This is a genomic window from Bellilinea sp. (genome assembly GCF_053501535.1).
Window position 1 is genome coordinate 1 of the sequence record NZ_JBRCOK010000142.1, and the last position, 17,775, is coordinate 17,775.

The 17,775-nt window shown below is 54.5% G+C and carries 16 protein-coding genes; 6 read left to right on the forward strand and 10 right to left on the reverse strand.

Annotation, left to right across the window (positions count from 1 at the left end):
• The 10 genes from ACWIZX_RS12730 to ACWIZX_RS12775 all read right to left on the reverse strand — a co-directional run.
• The coding region (locus ACWIZX_RS12730) for a solute carrier family 23 protein (RefSeq protein WP_448336039.1) at positions 1 to 610 on the reverse strand (610 nt) is incomplete at its 3' end.
• A 206-nt stretch (positions 611 to 816) separates the two neighbouring features.
• Positions 817 to 1,452, reverse strand: coding sequence for an SRPBCC family protein (locus tag ACWIZX_RS12735; RefSeq protein WP_448336040.1), 636 nt, complete (start codon positions 1,450 to 1,452; stop codon positions 817 to 819).
• Between the two features lie 72 nt (positions 1,453 to 1,524).
• On the reverse strand, positions 1,525 to 3,873 hold the full coding sequence (locus tag ACWIZX_RS12740) for a molybdopterin cofactor-binding domain-containing protein (protein ID WP_448336041.1): 2,349 nt from the start codon (positions 3,871 to 3,873) through the stop codon (positions 1,525 to 1,527).
• Between the two features lie 21 nt (positions 3,874 to 3,894).
• On the reverse strand, positions 3,895 to 4,374 hold the full coding sequence (locus tag ACWIZX_RS12745) for a (2Fe-2S)-binding protein (RefSeq protein ID WP_322792424.1): 480 nt from the start codon (positions 4,372 to 4,374) through the stop codon (positions 3,895 to 3,897).
• Positions 4,375 to 4,387: 13 nt separating this feature from the next.
• Entirely contained in the window at positions 4,388 to 5,260 is an 873-nt protein-coding gene (locus tag ACWIZX_RS12750) for an FAD binding domain-containing protein (RefSeq protein ID WP_448336042.1), read from the reverse strand.
• A gap of 154 nt (positions 5,261 to 5,414) precedes the next feature.
• Positions 5,415 to 7,085, reverse strand: a complete 1,671-nt coding sequence (locus tag ACWIZX_RS12755; RefSeq protein ID WP_448336043.1) for a cyclase family protein — start codon at positions 7,083 to 7,085, stop codon at positions 5,415 to 5,417.
• Positions 7,086 to 7,112: 27 nt separating this feature from the next.
• Positions 7,113 to 8,357 carry a DUF1116 domain-containing protein gene (locus ACWIZX_RS12760; RefSeq protein WP_448336044.1) on the reverse strand — a complete coding sequence of 415 codons (1,245 nt, stop codon included), beginning with the start codon at positions 8,355 to 8,357 and terminating at the stop codon, positions 7,113 to 7,115.
• Between the two features lie 44 nt (positions 8,358 to 8,401).
• Entirely contained in the window at positions 8,402 to 10,138 is a 1,737-nt protein-coding gene (gene fdrA / locus ACWIZX_RS12765; RefSeq protein ID WP_448336045.1) for an acyl-CoA synthetase FdrA, read from the reverse strand.
• 342 nt (positions 10,139 to 10,480) lie between these two features.
• A complete protein-coding gene (locus ACWIZX_RS12770; RefSeq protein WP_322793487.1) occupies positions 10,481 to 11,206 on the reverse strand; it encodes a hypothetical protein in 726 nt (241 codons plus the stop codon).
• Positions 11,207 to 11,483: 277 nt separating this feature from the next.
• Positions 11,484 to 12,101, reverse strand: coding sequence for a DsbA family protein (locus tag ACWIZX_RS12775; protein WP_448336046.1), 618 nt, complete (start codon positions 12,099 to 12,101; stop codon positions 11,484 to 11,486).
• Between the two features lie 187 nt (positions 12,102 to 12,288).
• On the opposite strand from ACWIZX_RS12775, the gene ACWIZX_RS12780 reads away from it, so the two are divergent.
• The 6 genes from ACWIZX_RS12780 to proS form a co-directional block, all read left to right on the forward strand.
• The gene (locus ACWIZX_RS12780; protein ID WP_448336047.1) at positions 12,289 to 13,443 is read left to right on the forward strand and encodes a pyridoxamine 5'-phosphate oxidase family protein; all 1,155 of its coding nucleotides are present in this window, start codon (positions 12,289 to 12,291) and stop codon (positions 13,441 to 13,443) included.
• Positions 13,440 to 14,198: an ABC transporter ATP-binding protein gene (locus ACWIZX_RS12785; protein WP_448336048.1), complete on the forward strand. Its 759-nt coding sequence runs from the start codon at positions 13,440 to 13,442 to the stop codon at positions 14,196 to 14,198. Before ACWIZX_RS12780 ends, ACWIZX_RS12785 begins: the two co-directional genes overlap by 4 nt.
• A complete protein-coding gene (locus tag ACWIZX_RS12790) occupies positions 14,195 to 14,959 on the forward strand; it encodes an ABC transporter permease (RefSeq protein WP_448336049.1) in 765 nt (254 codons plus the stop codon). Before ACWIZX_RS12785 ends, ACWIZX_RS12790 begins: the two co-directional genes overlap by 4 nt.
• Before the next feature lie 6 nt (positions 14,960 to 14,965).
• A complete protein-coding gene (locus ACWIZX_RS12795) occupies positions 14,966 to 15,970 on the forward strand; it encodes an ABC transporter substrate-binding protein (RefSeq protein ID WP_448336050.1) in 1,005 nt (334 codons plus the stop codon).
• A gap of 165 nt (positions 15,971 to 16,135) precedes the next feature.
• A complete protein-coding gene (locus ACWIZX_RS12800; RefSeq protein ID WP_322792245.1) occupies positions 16,136 to 17,032 on the forward strand; it encodes a cation diffusion facilitator family transporter in 897 nt (298 codons plus the stop codon).
• Positions 17,033 to 17,058: 26 nt separating this feature from the next.
• On the forward strand, positions 17,059 to 17,775 hold a 717-nt coding region (proS, locus tag ACWIZX_RS12805), incomplete at its 3' end, for a proline--tRNA ligase (RefSeq protein ID WP_448336051.1).

Here is a 17,775-nt window from a genome sequence, read left to right on the forward strand (position 1 = left end):
CAATGAAACCCTTGCCCTGCAGGTAAACCGAGAAGATGAAAGCGGCCAGCAGGGTGATCAACGAAACCGTCCACCAGGTCATATCACCGGTCAGAATACCGCCTGCCACACCCGAGGACATATCCAGCGCAGCTTTACCGAGGCCGATACCGATGGTGCAGGCCACCGAACCGGTCACCACGGGGGGCAGCACTTTATCGAGGGCTTCCTTACCGCCCGAAAGGCGGATGATTAAACCAACAACGATGTTAATCACACCGGTCGCGATGAAACCGGTCTGCACAATCGAAAGCACAGCCGGGTCAGCCGGTACACCGAAGGTTGGTTTGGTGATAGCGGTCACAGCCGCAATGTAGCTGAAGGACGAACCATAATACAGGGGGATGTAATTGCCGATCGCCAGTTTTGAGGCAATCAGCGCCACCACCGTACCAAAACCGGTTACCGTCAGAACGGTGCTGACCGGAAAGCCCATCAGCAGGGCGCACAGTACCGTCGCCGGGAACATGGTAATGACGTGCTGGAAGCCCAGCAGAATCATTCGGCCAACTGGCGGAGTATCCTGCGGCAGATAACCCAGAACTGCTGGTTTTTGAACATCAGTTGCCATTGAAGTCTTCCTCCCTTGAAGAAAGATTTGGATAGAATAAATTGAAAACTGAGGGTTGGGAATTGGGTCCGGAACAACCGTCCGTGTCAGAGTTCAGAAACGTCCTCTCCTCCTTGCGGGATTTAAGCGGACATCCGAACCGCTGTCCAGATTGAGATCACACTGCGCTTCTCGATAAGCACCTCCTTTCTTGTTTTTCAGCGGCATTAACCGCTGCAACCTCGGAATAAAACAGCCAGAAGGACTAACACAGCAACCAGAGGGATGATGTACATGAGCAAGCGAACCTCTGGTATTTTAGTTAAACCCCCCGCCATGTCTTTGGCTACGGCAGCGGCAAATTCGGTTTCAGACGGGGGTTTGAAGTCAACAACCTCACTGCCGCTGGCTTTGGCAGCAAGGCGGGCTTCCAGAGCTTTGTCCAGCACTTCGAACGCCTGTCGAATCATGGTCTTGGCGACCGAATCAATCATACGCTGACCAACACTCGCCAGCGAACCGCCGATGTTCATTTCACCTTCATATTTCAAAAGGGTCGTGCCATCACCCTGATCAATAAACTGGACACGTCCAACCCCTTTTGCAAAGCCGGGGGTTCCGCGGCCGTCCACCGTCAAGGTGCAGGATTCCGGTTCAACAACATCGGAAATGACCAACTTGCCCGTAAATGACCCGGAAACCGGGCCAATTCTCACATTCATGGCGCCTTCGTATTCATTTTCGGCAACCATTTCCAGTTTTTGTGTACCCGGTAACGCACTGGCTAATACTTCGGGATCGTAAAACATTTCCCAGACTGCTTCTCGGGGACCTTTAAAAACGTGCTCGCCTTCCAGTTTCATTATAAGAATTCCTCCATCCGTGATAAAGTTGGGTTTGGATTTGGATCAATGATCCAGACGTGGCGAAGGGCGTCATGCGCCCTTCGCCTGTTGAACGTAGGTGAAAATCCGGCTCGGTGAAAGCGTATCGCGGTCAAACTCGACACCGGTATCCTGCAACGCGTTTTCAACCGCCTGGGTAAATACCGAGGGAATCGGAATCGCCCCGGCTTCTCCCACACCCTTGATGCCCAGTGGATTGAGCGGCGAGGGGGTTTCCATGTGCCCCAGCACCAGCTTCTTGGGCATATCGGTTGCCTGCGGGAAGAGGTAATCCATGAAAGAAGCCGTGACGAGCTGTCCGTTTTCATCGTAAATCAGCTCTTCGTAGAAGGCATCCCCAATACCCATTTGAATACCGCCGTGGATCTGACCGTCCACCACCATCGGGTTGACCGGCGTTCCGCAGTCGTGCACAAATGCCATTTTCTCCAAACTGACCTGCATCGTTTCCGGGTCAACTTCCAAAATCAGCCCCACTGCGCCTGCGCCGGTTGCGCCGTAGGGCGGCCCATAATAGGCAACTGCTTCCAATCCGGGTTCGGCACCCGGTTCCATCGTTCCGCGCATCGGGTTGGCGATGATGGCCAGTTCTCCGAGCGAGATGAACTTGGAGGGGATATCGGCAACACGCACCACACCATCAGCCAGTTCCAGTTCTTCTTCCGGCGCTTCCAAAATCTTGCTGGCTAATTTGAGCGCTTTCTGGCGCACCTTCTGCGCAGCCAGATGCGTGGCCGTACCGGCCACAGTAATACCGCGGCTGGCAAAGGTACCCGCACCCCAGCCAAAATAGCCGGTATCTCCGGTAATCACCTTGACATCTTTGACATCCACACCCAGCTGATCGGCAACGATTTGAGCAAAGGTGGTGTAATGCGCCTGACCTTGCGAGGTGTAACCGGTTGTCACCACAACTTTACCGTTTCCGCCCACGGTCACCCGCGCACCTTCGTAGGGGCCGACCCCCGTGCCTTCGCTGAAGCAGGCCACGCCTATGCCGACCTTTCTGCCTTCAGCGCGCAGTTTGGGCTGTACTTCGTTGACAAATTTATCGTATTCAATCAATTCGAGAGTCTTTTCAAACGCAGTGGGATAGTCGCCGCTGTCCAACACCCCTTCCACAAAGTCCTGCCCGATGATGCTGGTGTAGTACGGGTAGGCATTGGCCGGCAGCAGATTCTTGCGGCGGATTTCGACCGGGCTCATTCCCAGTTCTTTGGCAGCCGCATCCAGCATGCGTTCCATCACGAAAACACCGTACTGACGTCCTGCGCCGCGCACCGGTGTAACGATCATCTGGTTGGTAAAAACCACATAAAACTCGGTCAGGAAGTTGGGTACGCGGTAGTTGGTAACCGTGTGAGTCTGAGAATTGAGCGGCACGGTCATCATGTACGGGTTATAGGCACCAGTGTTGTGGTAGAAAAAGTCTTTCAATCCCACAATGGTACCGTCTCGTTTGACAGCGATCTCACAGTAATGAACCTGATCGCGTTCCGAGGTGGTGGCTAAAAAGTTTTCACGCCGGTCTTCAAACCACTTAATCGGCCGTTCCAGTTTCATTGCAAGATAAGTGATCAACACATCATCCGGCAGGGATGTGTTGATTTTCGGCCCAAAACCGCCGCCTGTGTTGGGGGTAATTACCCGCACCTGGCTTTCAAACAGCCCCAACCGTGCTGCAGTCTGATTGCGCAGTGCAATCACCGACTGCGTACCGCACCAGATGGTCATCTGTTTGGCTTGTTTATCCCATTGAACAATGATGCCGCGATTTTCCATCGCCGCGCCGGCGTTGCGGTTGATGAAGAACTTGCGTTTGATAATCAGATCGGCTTCTTTGACCGCCTGTTCCCACGAGCCGCGTTCCTGACGCACATGACCGGCCTCATTGGAAGGCAGGTCGTCATGCACCAGCGGTGAACCGGGCTGCAGGGCTTTTTCCAGATCAACCACCGCCTCCAGCGGTTCGTAATCCACATAAATCAAATCGCAGGCATCTTCGGCAATATAGCGCGATTCGGCAATCACAATTGCCACCGGTTCGCCAGCGTAACGCACCTTATCTTTGGCAATCGGCATGGTCGTGCGGGCAACATAGGTTGCGCCTTTGATCGCCGTGGGGGGCGGCACCTGTAAAGGACCGGGTTTCACGTAATCGCCGAAATCTTCGGCGGTGTAAACGCCAATCACTCCCGGCAGTTTACGCGCTTCGCTGACATCTATGCTCTTGATGCGCGCATGGGCGTAGTCGGAACGCTTGAAAGCAGCATGAAGCATTCCTGGAAGATTAATGTCGTCCAAAAACTGGACATTGGCAGTAATCAACTCGGGATCTTCAATACGTTTGATGGATTGATGAACAAATTTACCTGCCACGGTTGCTTCTCCTTTCATCCTTTAATGAGACGCCATCTTTTCGGCAGCCAGCTTCACCGCCTCGATGATGTTGAAATAGCCGGTACAGCGGCAGAAGTTGCCATCAATCGCCTCACGAATTTCTTCTTCAGTGGGGTTAGGGTTGTCTCCCAGATAATCCAGAATTGTCATCAAAAAGCCAGGCGTGCAAAAACCGCATTGCAGAGCATGCTTTTCAATGAAAGCTTCTTGAAGTGGGTGTAGCTTTTCCGGTGTGCCCAGCGATTCGACCGTTTGAATTTCATGCCCATCGGCCTGCACGGCGAAAATGGTGCAGGAGCGCACCGCTTCCCCATCCATGAGAATGGTGCATGCGCCGCACAGACCGTGTTCACAGCCGACGTGGGTGCCGGTCAGCCCGAGATCGTGGCGGATAAAATCGCTCAGCAGAAGACGGGGCTCAACCTCTCGCTCATACTGCCTGCCGTTCACGGTAACATTAATTTTGACTGTTTGAGCCATGTCATCCTCCTTTTTACTTTGCTCGCTCGAAGGCTTCGGTCAGACCGCGCCTCACCAGCACTTTGACCAGATGGCGGCGGTATTCTGCGGTGCCGTGAATGTCCGTGCCGGGGTCAACTTCATCTTTGGAGATTTTCTCAGCCACTTCGGCAATCGCCTCAGCCGTCGGCACATTTCCTACCAGAATCTTGCTGGCCGCCTGAGAGAGAATGGGAGTTTCGCCAACACTGAACAAAACCACCCGTGCATCCTTACAGCGTTTATTCTCATCCACCACCACCACGCTGATGACTGCCGCCTGCGCATACCCGCCCTTTTGGCGGGAAACCTGCTGGTAAGAAGCACCGCTGCCCTTGGCCATGGGCGGCAAAACCACCTCCGCCAGCATTTCTTCCGGTTCCAGCACGGTCATAAACGGACCCATGAAGAAATCCTCAGCATTGACCCAGCGCTCACCGCCTTGTTTGCGCACCAGAAAGCGTGCTTTAAGGGCTACCGATAAAGCCGGGATCTGCGCCGCCGGGTCGGCATGGGCAATTGCCCCGCCAAATGTTCCGCGATTGCGGATTTGCGGATGGGCAATGTGCTTGACCACAAATGGAACAATTGGGAAACGTTCGGCGACCAGCGGGTCTTTTTCCACCAGACTATCCCGCGTCATGGTGCCGATAGCCAGCCCGCCGTCATCGGTTGGTTTGATATAAAATAATTCTTTGACCTTATTCAGGTCAACCAGTGCAGCCGGACGCGCCATGCGGAAATTCATTGCCGGAATCAGACTCTGGCCGCCGGCAAGCACCTTTCCGTCGTACCCTAAATTTTGCAGGGTAGCCAGCGCCTCTTCAACGCTGGTTGGTGCATAGTAATCAAATGGAGCCGGTTTCATATAATCATTACCTCCTCGAGAGGGTTCCTACAAGTCCTTTAGTAAATTTAGAAAATGGGAAAACTTCCAATTGATCCACAACCATTAATCGGAGATTAATATTATGGGGGCAGCCCCCAAAAAATGCAACTTTTTGAGGGCTGCCATTTTCAACTCATCCTTCCTTGAAGGCTACAAAGCGTCCCCACATCGACTCCGCTTCCATTGCCTTCTGCACAAAGCAGCCGATGTAGTAACGCCCGCTGGGCGCATCCGCAATCTGATAGCCAAGGTTCTCGGCGTGAACGATCTTCTTGGGGAACAGGTTGAGGTGCATATCCTGATAATACTGGTCGAGCGGGAACATCTCATCCCATGATTTGCCAAAGTCGCGTTTGAGTTTTTCATTGGCTTCTTCAAAGGTCTTGGGATGCCAGATGCGCTGGATGGTGTTCATCGGGTGGTCGGCTGCCACACAGTCCACCCCAATCCACTTGATCTTCTTCTCCGCCGCCCATTGCGCAAAGTCAGCCGATGGACCGGGGTGCTTGATCATGTAGCGGAACTCATCCGAGTCCGGGCTGATCCAGCCGTATTTGTACCAGCCGGTCTTGATGATCAAAATATCGCCTTCGCGTACCTCGACCACCTTTTCAATCATCTCCGGCGAATAGACACTGGAATTGCTGACCATGCTGGAAATATCGGCAATTACGCCCGGGCCGACCCACTCCTCTAACGGTACTTCACCGATTGTGCGTCCGTTGGGGTAGAAATGCTTTTCGCCGTCCATGTGGGTTGCCAGATGGATTGAGGCATTACAGATGGAACCGTTGCGTGCCATGCCATAATGGGCGCCGCCCACCCGCTTGAAGTACTTGACCGTCAACGGCTCATAGTTCGCCCACTGGGGCGAGCGCACCGAAAACGGCACGGTCATATCAATCATTTGAGCGCGATCCATCGCCTCATAGAACTCTTTTTCTTCCATCCAGGCCGGCGGCTGATAAGCCACCACCCGCGCCCAGGCGGTTTCCACTTCCATGAAGGGAATTGGCATCACCGCAATCCACGCCCGCTGATTCTTGAGCTTGTCAATTTCGCCGACAATCGACTCAACGAATACGAGATGATTCTTGGGCAGGGTGATATGAGTCATCTCATAGTACCAGTCCTGGGGGAACATCTCATCCCACGTCTTGCCGTACTCTTTGAGCAACTTGGCTTCGGCTTTTTTGAATTCGTTTTCATGCAGCCGGCGGATGGGGGTATTCATGGGGTGTTCGGCACAACCGCAGTCCACACCGATCCACTTCAACTTCATGTCGAGTGCCCACTGGAAGAATTCCGGTGAGGGGCCGGGGTGGCGCACCAGAAATCCGAATTCTTTGGATTCAACCCCGCCCTGCGCCTTAGGATTGATTACATCCGGCTGATCCCAGGAGTAGCGGTGATAACCCGTGTTGATGATCAAAATATCGCCTTTACGGACATCGGCTTTCTTCATGATCATCTCAGGGGTGTACAGGCTGTAATCCGAAACCATATCGGAAATATCCACCACCACACCCTGACCGCACAAATCACTGAGCGGGATGTCGGAGATAGCCCGCCCGCCGGAGTGATAAGCCGTTTCACCCACCAGATGGGTACCTACCGTGTTCGACCAGTTCAAAATCTGGCCGTTTGCGCCTGCCCCGCCGCCGTAGGCGCCGGTCACACGCTTGAAGAAGTGTACTTCCAGGGCTTTATCGCCGGGGAACGGTGGCGTGAAGATGCTGCATCCCTGAGTCAGGTCATACAATTTGGCTTCCGCCATCATTTTGATAAATTTTTCGCGATCCATGTTTCCCTCCGCTTGTGATCGAATGGTTTAAATTCCGTATTTGTCGGCAAAAGCAATCAGGGCATCTTCAAAAGCCGACATCGGCATGCTCACCACGCCTGCCCCCACCTGTCCCACACCGGGGTCTTTGTGAGCCACACCCGTGTTGACGCGCGGCGGCAGCTGTTTTTCCACCACCTTGCGAATATCCACACCGGTGGGTGTGCCGCGGAAATCAAGATAGGGAATGGTATAGTATTTGTGCTCGGCCGTGGTGATTTCGTACATATCCAGGGTGGTGCGAATGGCATCCTGAGCCGTGCCGCCGATGAAGGTCACAATTGCCGGGGCGGCTGCCATGGCAAAACCGCCAATGCCGGTCGTCTCGGTAATGACGCTGTCGCCAATATCGGGGTTGGCGTCCTTTTCGGTGAAGCCTGCAAAGTACAACGCTTTGACATGCGGGGCGGGGGCAGTGAACCAGCGGTCGCCCAATCCGCTGACTTTCAAACCAAAATCGGTGCCATTGCGCGCCATGATTGAAACCACCGTGCTGCCTTCCACGCCGTGCGAAGCCATGGAGGCTGTTTTGCAGCCCGCCATGACCGGGTTGAGGATGGTCAGCGCATTTTCAGCCATGAACTTCAAGACATCAAAAGCTACATCTGAGTTTTTGGCCACTTTTGCCACATGTGCAGCCAGCTGACTGGTGAACAAAATGGAGGCTGCATCCAGCCGATTGTGCCCGTCATCCCCCATGTGTAGCGCTTTGCCAAGCAGCGATCGCAGGTCAACTCCACCGCTGGATTTGAGGGCAGCATCCACTGTCGGGCCGAGAACATTGTTCAACCAGTCCATACGCTGAATCACATCGTCGCTGTAAGCGCCCATGCGCATGACTTTGCCACGCCCCTCATTCAGACCGGAAAAGGCTTTGTTGCCAAATACCTGATCTTCTACAATATAAACCATCATCTTCGGGGAAATGACTCCCGCCATCGGCCCAACTGAAGCATAATCATGGCACGGCGCAAATTCAAATTCACCCGATGCCAGCATGGCTTCTGCTTCCTTGGCATCTTTGGCTTTGCCCTCAAACAAAAGGGCACCGATCATGTTACCCTTCATCGGGCCGGCCATGCGTTCCCATGTAACCGGTGGGCCGGCATGCAGCAGCAAATTATCCTTCATGCCCGGAATGACATCCATCGCCGGAGCCACGCCAACGACAACCGGTCTGGCTTCCATCATATTTTCAACAGCCTTCTTATTGGCCTCTTCAATATTGATCATGATCCTCCTCCAAAATTAGGTTCAACATAACTGGGTCGGGATACTTAATCGGATGAAATCTTCTTCATCCTCTCCAGAATGCTGGCAAGTCTTTCGTTACCGCCGGCCGGCGGCCGCCAGTCCACATGCACGACCGGCGTTTCCTGTGCAGTCAGGTTTACAGCAAAAGACTCCAATCCGACATTAAACGCCTTGACCGGTTTCTTTAACACTTCCAGATCCACCGGTTTTACTGCCGGACGCGCTTCTTCTGCCTTTTGATTGAGCGCCTGAATAATCTGCCCGGCATAACGCACCGCCGCTTCATTGCTGGTTTCCACCCATGCACCGCCGCGCTTTAACTGGCGGATTTGATTGCTGAGTTTTTGCGGATCATCCTCCGTTCCCGTGCATACCACCACCACTTCCAGGTAGCGGCCGGCTTTTTCGGCTTTGGCTTTGGCTTCGGCAATTGCCGGCCCCAGTTCACTGGCCGGATCAGGATGTGAGCCATAACCGATCACCACATCCAGCAAAATCACGGCCACTTCTGGATCATCCGCTTCTTCCATCAAACGGCGAATACGCAATTCGTTGTCCATCATGGGGTGCAGGCGTCCGACCGTAAATTCATCCTCACCCAGATCCACGATGGTATGTTCGACACTGACCAGCGAGTCTTTGAGTTTGTTTTCTTTGTTGATCGGCGCATTGGCATACACTTTGGGGACATATTCGGTCAGCAGGTGCTGCGCCTCGTAGGCCAGCGTGCCGCCGGAGAATAAACCACGCAGGTACTTTTGCCCGGCTGCAAAACGCTGGATGGGCAGGTCGGGTTCCGCGCCAATGTCGGGCGGGTTTTTAGCCAGTTCAACCGCCAGCGCGGCGGCATCATCCAACCCGGAAGCGAAGAACAGATTGCCCACCCTGCGGGAAATCGGCGTCCGCCCGATGAAATTGACCACCACCGGCTTGCCCGCTTTCCGCGCCACCCGCAAAACCTCATCAGCAACTTTGGGGGAAGGCGGTTTGGAAACCAGCACAATCACTTTTGTGTCTGGATCGCGGCTGAGAGCATCCAACCCCATCAAGAAGGTTACACCGCCAACCTTTTCGGAAAGGTCACGTCCGCCGGTGCCAATGCCAAAGGTCATTCCGCCGCCCAATTGATCAATCCGCGAAGCGACTTGCTGTAAGCCGGTACCGGCGGCTGCCACCACCCCAATCGGTCCACGGCGCACTTTGTTCGCAAACCCCAGGCCAATCCCGTTGATCATCGCCGTGCCGCAATCGGGTCCCATCACCAGCAACCCTTTTTGAGCAGCCTCTGCTTTTAAAGAAATTTCCTCTTCAACGGAAACATTATCGCTGAAGAGGAACACATGCTTGTTGAGGCGCAAGGCTTCGCGGGCAACGCCGGCAGCATAACGCCCGGCCACCGAAATCAGCACCCAGTTGGCATCCGGCATCATGCCTTGGGCGCCTTCCAGACTGCGCGGGCGGTAATCCTGTTGAATGCTGGATTTGCGCGCGGTGAGCAATTCATCCACCCGCATCAAGGCATCATTGACGGCGCGTTCTTCACCAGCCCGCACCACAATCACCAGATCATTTTCTTTGGCCTGTTCCACTTCCGGGGTAATCAAATTCACTCGCGCCAGTAATTCTTTATTGGTCGGCGTTCCCATAATTACGCCAGCGTCTTCCACACCCGGTAAATCAGCCAGTGAACGCTGTAATTGCATCAGAACCGCTGAGTCGTAGTAAACACCGCTGCGAACTTCGGCTTTAATCACACTCATCGTTTACTCCTTCTTGTGAGATAAATCAAAATAACCGAAGGGAAAAGATTTCCCGCCGGTTGATTTTCGAATGGTGGATAAAGGTGAAAATCCATTTTCGGCTGATGCCTGAAAAGGAATTGCCTTTCGGTATCGGATTGGGATATGCAATTGGTTCGGTTTTGTTCGGGTAAAGCGGATTGCGGCTGAAACCCGGCCGTAACAAGAATTGTTGGACAACTGACAATTTGAGTATATCACTTTAGAAAATCAGAGTCAATCCGCACAAATTCCACCAGCAAATCCATTCCTGCCGGCTTGACCCCTGCTATGACGGGTCAAGCCGGCCTCCATTAGCGATTCTTAGAGTTCAAGATTTTCCGGCACGCGCAGTACAGCGTTTGCCTTGCGCACTTCTTCCGGCACATCGAAATTCAGGTCGTTGCCGACCGCATCTACCAGATATTGCTTGAGCTGAATATTCCAGTGGTCCTGATTGACATAGAAGACCTTGGCGCCGCCAAGCTCGTGCTGATATTCCGGCCACGGTTTGGTGGGTTGCGCCATCGCCAGTCCGGCCATACGCCAGCCGTTGTAACTCTCAAAAGTGGACCACCACTCCTTAGCCTTGCAGATTTCCATGGCGTAGTAGGTCTTGGCATAGTACATTGCCCAGCCTACCCGACCGCGGCGCGAGAAAGCCATGGTGTGCAGGCTGATCGCCAGGTCTTTGTTCCAGAAACGCCCGTTGGCAAAACCGACGAACTCACCGTCAATTAAACCCAGGATGGTGAAGGCATCCTTAATGCGTTTGCGTTTGACCGCCAGAATTTCCCCATAAACACGCACGCCCACAATATCGTAAAAATCTTTCTCAACCTTCATCACCCGCTCCATGAAACCGAGCAAAGTGGGGATATCGTCCTCAGTCATAGAGCGCAGATAGAGCGTGCGGCCGTCTTTGAGCTGGAAGGTGGCTTCCGGCCAGGGCGGCAGCTGCATGGGATAACCCTGTAAAATGGCTTCCACCTCGCCAATATCAATTGTCAACGTATCCACGGAAACGGGGGTTGGGGGAGTAAGTTTCATTTGATTTGCTCCTTGTAAATTTGGGGATTAATGGAAGGTTTCCAGTCCTCCAGGCAGGGATGATGCACCCGAGAGGAATGGAAACAAAACAACCCGCACGGCTTTTAAGCCTGCTGGACGGGTCTTACAACTAAATTTTTGGGATGAAGATGGTAATACCGTATGAAACTGCAGGGTGAAGTACTTTTATTATAGTGAATTCAAAAAACCCAGTCAATAACACTTGTAATTTTAGCGGCGGATAATTGTCATACAAATTGTCGGCTATGCAGAATCTTCAAGGCCGGCCTTGTGCCAGTTGACCCTCGATGATTTCGCTCAAATAATCCAGCGCAGGCGGCCCAATGATTTTCTTGCCGTTCACCCAGAAGGCCGGGGTAACACTGAAACCATATTCACCTGCCCGCCGCATGTCGAATTCCACTTTGCGGCGCATGTGATCTTCGTCGAGGCAGCGATTAAATTTTTCCACATCCAGCCCAAGCCGAACAGCGTAATTTTTGAGAGCCTCCACCCCCAACCCTTCTTCCTGTTCAAACAGAAGATCATGATATTCCCAAAACCTCCCCTGATTGTGAGCGCACTGCCCGGCTTCTGCTGCTTTGATGGAGGCGGTGCTGCGTCTCGCATTGTCCCGCCAGACAAACCGTACCTGATCCGGGTAACGGGCCAGTAGTCCCTGCCGCACCTGCGCCTGGTGCCACAACCGGCAGGCCTCGCAGGCATAATCGCCGTATTCGATCAAAACGATTGGCGCATCGGGATTGCCCAAATATGGGTCATCCAGTAGGCGCTGCTCGGCCACCTCCGGATAATTCGGTCTGGGCAACAACCACACCAACAGCAGCAGACCGCCAATCAAAACGGCTACCGCAATCTGAGGACGGAGATTCATACCCTTATTTGGATTGGATGACATGGTAATGTTCCTTACAAATCAACTTCTTTACTGGTTGGATACTCCACCCATCCGATTTCTTACTTTATCTATTTTGGTGAAAAAAAACGAATGGACGACTATTGACAAATTGAACATCGTATATAAAATTATACCTAAGTCCAAATAATTGAACAAAAAAATAATGAAAAACGATTCGCTGGTTACTACCGCCGAACGCACACTCAAACTGGTGGAATTGTTCCTCAGCCACCCGGAAGGCCTCACCCCCCAGGAAATTTTGCCCCAGTTGGGAATTTCACGCGGGGCTTTGTTCCTCTTGCTGCGCACCCTGAAAAACGCCGGTTACCTTGAACAAAGCGAGCCCCGCGGGCGTTACCGTGCCGGTGCGCGTTTGACTGTCTGGCGCACCACCAGCAGCGAGTTCCACCAAAACCTGATGGACGCATTTTACCAGGAAGCCCGCCACCAATCCTGTCCGGAAACCCTGCTCATCACGGTCCCGGCCGCTCAGGGAGTGTTGAACCTGGCGCAGGTGGAAAGCCGTCAAACCGTGCGCAGCGCCTATCCCGTTGGCGACGTGATCAAAACCCCCAACGCTGCCGAGGATTTATTCCAATCTCCGCCGGCTGCCGCAGTCGTGCGCAACGGTTACTCTCTGAAAGGTTCAACCGAAACCATCGAACTGGCCCTGCCCGTCTGCCCGGATGGTGTTCATCCGCAGGCCGCTCTGCTGCTGAGTGCACCGGCCTTTCGCTGGAGGGAAGAAAACCTGCTGGCGGAATGGCTGGGCGAGCTGCGCGAGCTGGCCGCCCGCCTTTCCTACCGGCTTGGGGCAATCACCTATACACCCTATCAGGTACAACCGCCTAACCAGCTCACCGCTGAAGCTCAATTGACCCTGCAAGAGATCCGCCGCTTTTTACAAGGCCCCTGGACAGCAAGACTGGCCTGCCTGCGTCCTGATGGAAAACCGCACGTCATTCCGGTCTGGCAAGAGTGGGATGGCAAAGCCTTTTACCTGATTGCCTGGCAGGGTTCACTTTGGGCAGAGTACCTGCTCCACAATCCCGAAACCTCGCTCACCATTGATGAACCATGGCCGCCTTTGCGCCGCGTTTCGGCGCGCGGCAAAGCCGTGCCTCTGCCGCTTGCCAAAGATGACCCGCGCTTAAATGAATTGTTGCAACGCCTGTCCCAAAGATATTTGGGGGAAGCCAGCATGGCGCCTTCCAGCGATCAGATTCAGCAGGTCTTTCAGATTATCCCCGAGTCCTTGCGCGGCTGGAAGGGTTTACTGACCGCAACCTCACCCAAAAGCGATTCCTCTCTCCCATGAATGTTGAAATCAACGCCCTCAGCCACACCTTTTTTACCCCGCAGCCGCGCCCGGCTTTGCTCAACTTGAATTTGAGCATTCCCAGCGGCCAATTTGTTGCGGTTATCGGGCCGAGTGGTTGCGGCAAATCCACCCTGCTGCGGCTGATCGCCAGCCTGATTCAACCCACGCAGGGCAGCATCTGGCTGGATGGGAAGACACCCGCTCAGGCCAATGCCGCCCGTCAGGTAGCCTGGATGGCCCAAAGCCCGGCGCTACTCCCGTGGCTGACCGCCGAGCAGAACATCTCACTGGCGCGCAGGCTGCTGGCAACCCGTCTTAACCATCAGATGAGTGTGGAAGAAGCCTTGCGCCGGGTTGGGCTGCAGCAGGCTGCCCACGCCTACCCTTTCACCCTCTCCGGCGGTATGCAGCAGCGGCTGGCACTGGCACGATTGTTGATTCAAAATGCCGGCCTCTGGCTGATGGATGAACCCTTCGCCGCGCTGGATGAAATCACCCGCGAAAAGCTGACCCGCGAATTACTGGAATTGTGGCAGCCTGCCCAACCCACCGTCCTTTGGGTGACTCACAACATCTATGAAGCTGTGCGGCTGGCCGATCGGGTGATTGTCCTCTCGGCGGCGCCCGGGCAAATCATCGCTGATATACCCGTTGACCTGCCCCATCCGCGCGCAGAGGATAGTATTGTCTTTCAAGCCTTGCTCAAGCAGCTGCGTGCCGCTCTGAATCACAGCAGGGAGGCGGTGGTGTGAAAGTACAGCGCTTGAACGGCGGACAAACCGCCGCTCTGATTGTGCTGCTTTTCCTGATCCTGTGGGAAGGGATGGTCAAACTGCTGGCCGTACCGGTGTATTTGCTGCCTGCGCCCAGCCGCATCTTACGAACCCTGATCGAGCAGCCCGGTCTGTATGCCAACGCCAGCCTGATTACCCTTGGAGAAGCCTTTGCCGGCTTGCTGCTCGGCGTGCTGGCAGGGGTACTGATTGCCTCGCTGCTCACTTTGCTGCCGGGTTTGGAGGACGGCGTTATGACCCTGGCCATTTTGCTCAAATCTACCCCGCTGGTTGCCATCGCTCCGCTGCTGACCATCTGGCTGGGGTTCGGTGTGCTGCCTAAAATTCTCATCACCGCGCTGTTGACCTTTTTTCCCGTGCTGGTCAACGTGCTCAGCGGGCTTCAAAAAACCGATTCTCATCATCTGGAACTGTTCCACTCCTGGCACGCTTCACGCTCTGAAATCTTCCGTCACTTACGCGCGCCGGGCGCGCTGCCCTATTTATTTGCCGCCCTGAAAATCAGCGCGCCGCTTTCGTTGATCGGTGCGGTGGTCGCCGAATGGACTGGCGCATCCGGCGGATTGGGGCGGGTGATGTGGCTGGCCTACACCAACCTTAACCTGCCCTTTCTCTTTGCGGCCATTTTCATCCTCGCCGCGGCTGGCATGTCGCTCTACCGCCTGACCGCTTGGCTGGAACGGCGGATCATTTTCTGGCAATCCCAAACTGACTTGTGAGAGGTGATGATGATGAAACGCTGGCAATTTTTGCTCTTGTGGATGATTTTCTTATTGGCGCTTGCTGCCTGCGCACCACCGCTGACGGCGCAGCCCCCAACTGTTCCGCCTTTAATGTCCATGACCTTCATGGCCGGTTACAAACCTCAGGCCAACCTGCCGTTTGTGGGCGCTTATGTCGCCAAAGAAAAGGGATTCTTTCAGCGAGAGGGACTGGATGTCACCATTGAACATTCCGCCGGGCAGGGTGAGCATCTCCAACTGCTCACCGCTGGCAAAATTCAGGTAACTACACAGGATGCCGCCGTTCTCCTGCAGCGCCGCGCCGATCCGGGTCTGCCGCTGGTTTCGATTGCCCTGATTGGTCAGCGCGGACAGCAGGCCTACGCCGCCCTGGCTTCTTCCGGTATTCAAACCCCGAAAGACTGGGAAGGACGACTGGTCGGCTACAAAGGCACACCGCCGCCTGACTTGTTTGCCCTGCTCAAAGCGGCCGGCGCGGATGCCGATAAAGTTTCACTGGTGAATGTCGGTTTTGACCCGCGCATCCTCACCGAAGGCAAGGTGGATGTCTACCCTCTATTCAAGTCCAACGAGCCGTACCTGATTCGCTCGTGGGGCTATGAATTGACTCTCTGGGATGCCGCCGATTACGGCGTACCTACACTGGGGTTGACCTACGTCACAACCGAAAGCATCCTGCAAGAACAACCCGAAGTCCTGCGCCGTTTCCTCAAAGCTGCGCTGGAGGGCATTCGCTATGCCGAAGAAAACCCCGCAGAGGCGGTTGAGATCGTTCTTAAATATACCGGCCCACAGGCTGACCCACAGCACATGCGCTACATGCTGGAAACCGAACTGCGTGACGCCAAAAATCCCCTCACCGAAAAGCACGGCTACGGCTGGCAGACGCTGGAACAGTGGTCAGCCCTGACTAACATGCTGGTTGAGGCAGGGATCATCCAGCCATTGGAAGTTGAAAGGGTGTTTACAACAGAATTGCTGCCGTAAGGCAATCTCACGAAATCCTTTCTTTCAGCCGGTTTTATGGTAAACTAAGCCTCACAGGCGGAGCACACAGCCTTCAACATACTTTGTCATCAGCCTCAAAGGTGCCAGCCGACTTGTTCGGCAGGGGCAAGAGCATCTTTGAGGTCTTTTTTATGTGGAGAGGATATGCGCTGGGTACGCGATTACACGCCTCAACCTGCAGAAAACCGTTTGTATCGTTCCGCTTTACTGGTGACCATAAGCGGTAATGTCCTGCTGGCCGTGGTAAAGAGTCTTGCGGCATATTTTTCCGGGTCAGTTGCCCTTTATTCCGACGCTGCGAACTCCATCTCGGATGTATTGTATTCGGTGATGATGGTGTTGGGGCTGTATCTGGCCCAGCGCCCCCCAGATCTCTCCCACCCGCAGGGTCACAGCCGTTTCGAGCCGCTGGTGGGTACCCTCATTTCCTTTTCAATGGCATTTGCCGGTTATGAAGCTCTGCGGGCTTCTTTTGTGCGCTTTCAACAGGGCGGGCTGGCAATTGAACCCGGCCTGCCCACCGCTGTCCTGCTCTTCAGCGCCGCGGTCAAAGTGGGCATGTTCCTTTTCATCCGCAACACAGCCAAAAAGCTGACCAGTCCCACCCTCAACACGGCTGCCAAAGACAACCTCAGCGATGTACTGACCTCCTCAGCAGCCTTTGTTGGCGCATTTGGTTCCAAACTGGTACACCCCCTCACCGACCCCCTTGCCGGTTTTGCGGTGGCAATATGGATTTTCCGCGCGGCATTTCTGGCTGCCCGTGAAAACCTCAACTTTCTGACTGGCGGCGGCGCTTCCGAGGAGCTGCGCCAGCGCATCATTGAGACAGCTTCTTCCGTCCCCGGCGTGCTGCGCGTTCATCACCTGATGACCGATTACTCCGGTCCGCGCCTGATTGCCGACCTGCACGTCAACGTGGATGGGCAAACCACCCTGACCGAATCGCACCGCATCACCGACGAAATCATTGCCCGGCTGGAAGCCATGCCCGAAATTGACCGCGCTTATGTCCACCTTGAACCGGATGATTGGGAATAACCCCGGAGAGGATAACCGCCATGCGCATGTCCGAACTATTTTCACAAACCCTGCGCGAAACCCCCGCTGAGGCTCAATCCCCCGGTTACGGTTATTTGCTGCGCACCGGTTATATCCGCCAGGTAGCGGCCGGCATCTTTGCTGCGCTGCCGTTGGGTCTGCGTGTCCAGCGGAAAATCGAGCGCATTTTGCGCGAGGAGATGCAAGCCATCGGGGGACAGGAAGTCAGCCTGCCGCTGGTCTTACCCGCCGAAATCTGGAAAGAAAGCGGACGCTGGTATCGCATCGGCGCTGAACTGGCACGCTTCAAAGACCGCGCCGAACGCGATCTGGTACTGGCGATGACCCACGAAGAGTCCGTAGCGGATTTGGTACGCCGCGAAATTCGTTCTCATCGTCAGTTGCCCCGCCTGATCTATCAAATTCAAACCAAATTCCGCGACGACCCTCGCCCGCGTGCCGGTTTGATTCGGGTACGTGAATTCGTGATGAAGGATTCTTACTCGCTGGATGCAGACTGGGACGGGCTGCAAAAACAATATGATGCCCATTATGCGGCCTATTTCCGAATTTTTCAGCGTTGCGGTCTGCCGGTGATTGCGGTGGCTTCCGACAGCGGCATGATGGGCGGAAAACTTTCGCATGAATTCATGTACCTCAACCCAATCGGCGAAGATACCTTGATTCTGTGTGATTCATGCGGTTATGCTGCCAACCGTCAGGTTGCCCGCTTTACCAAACCC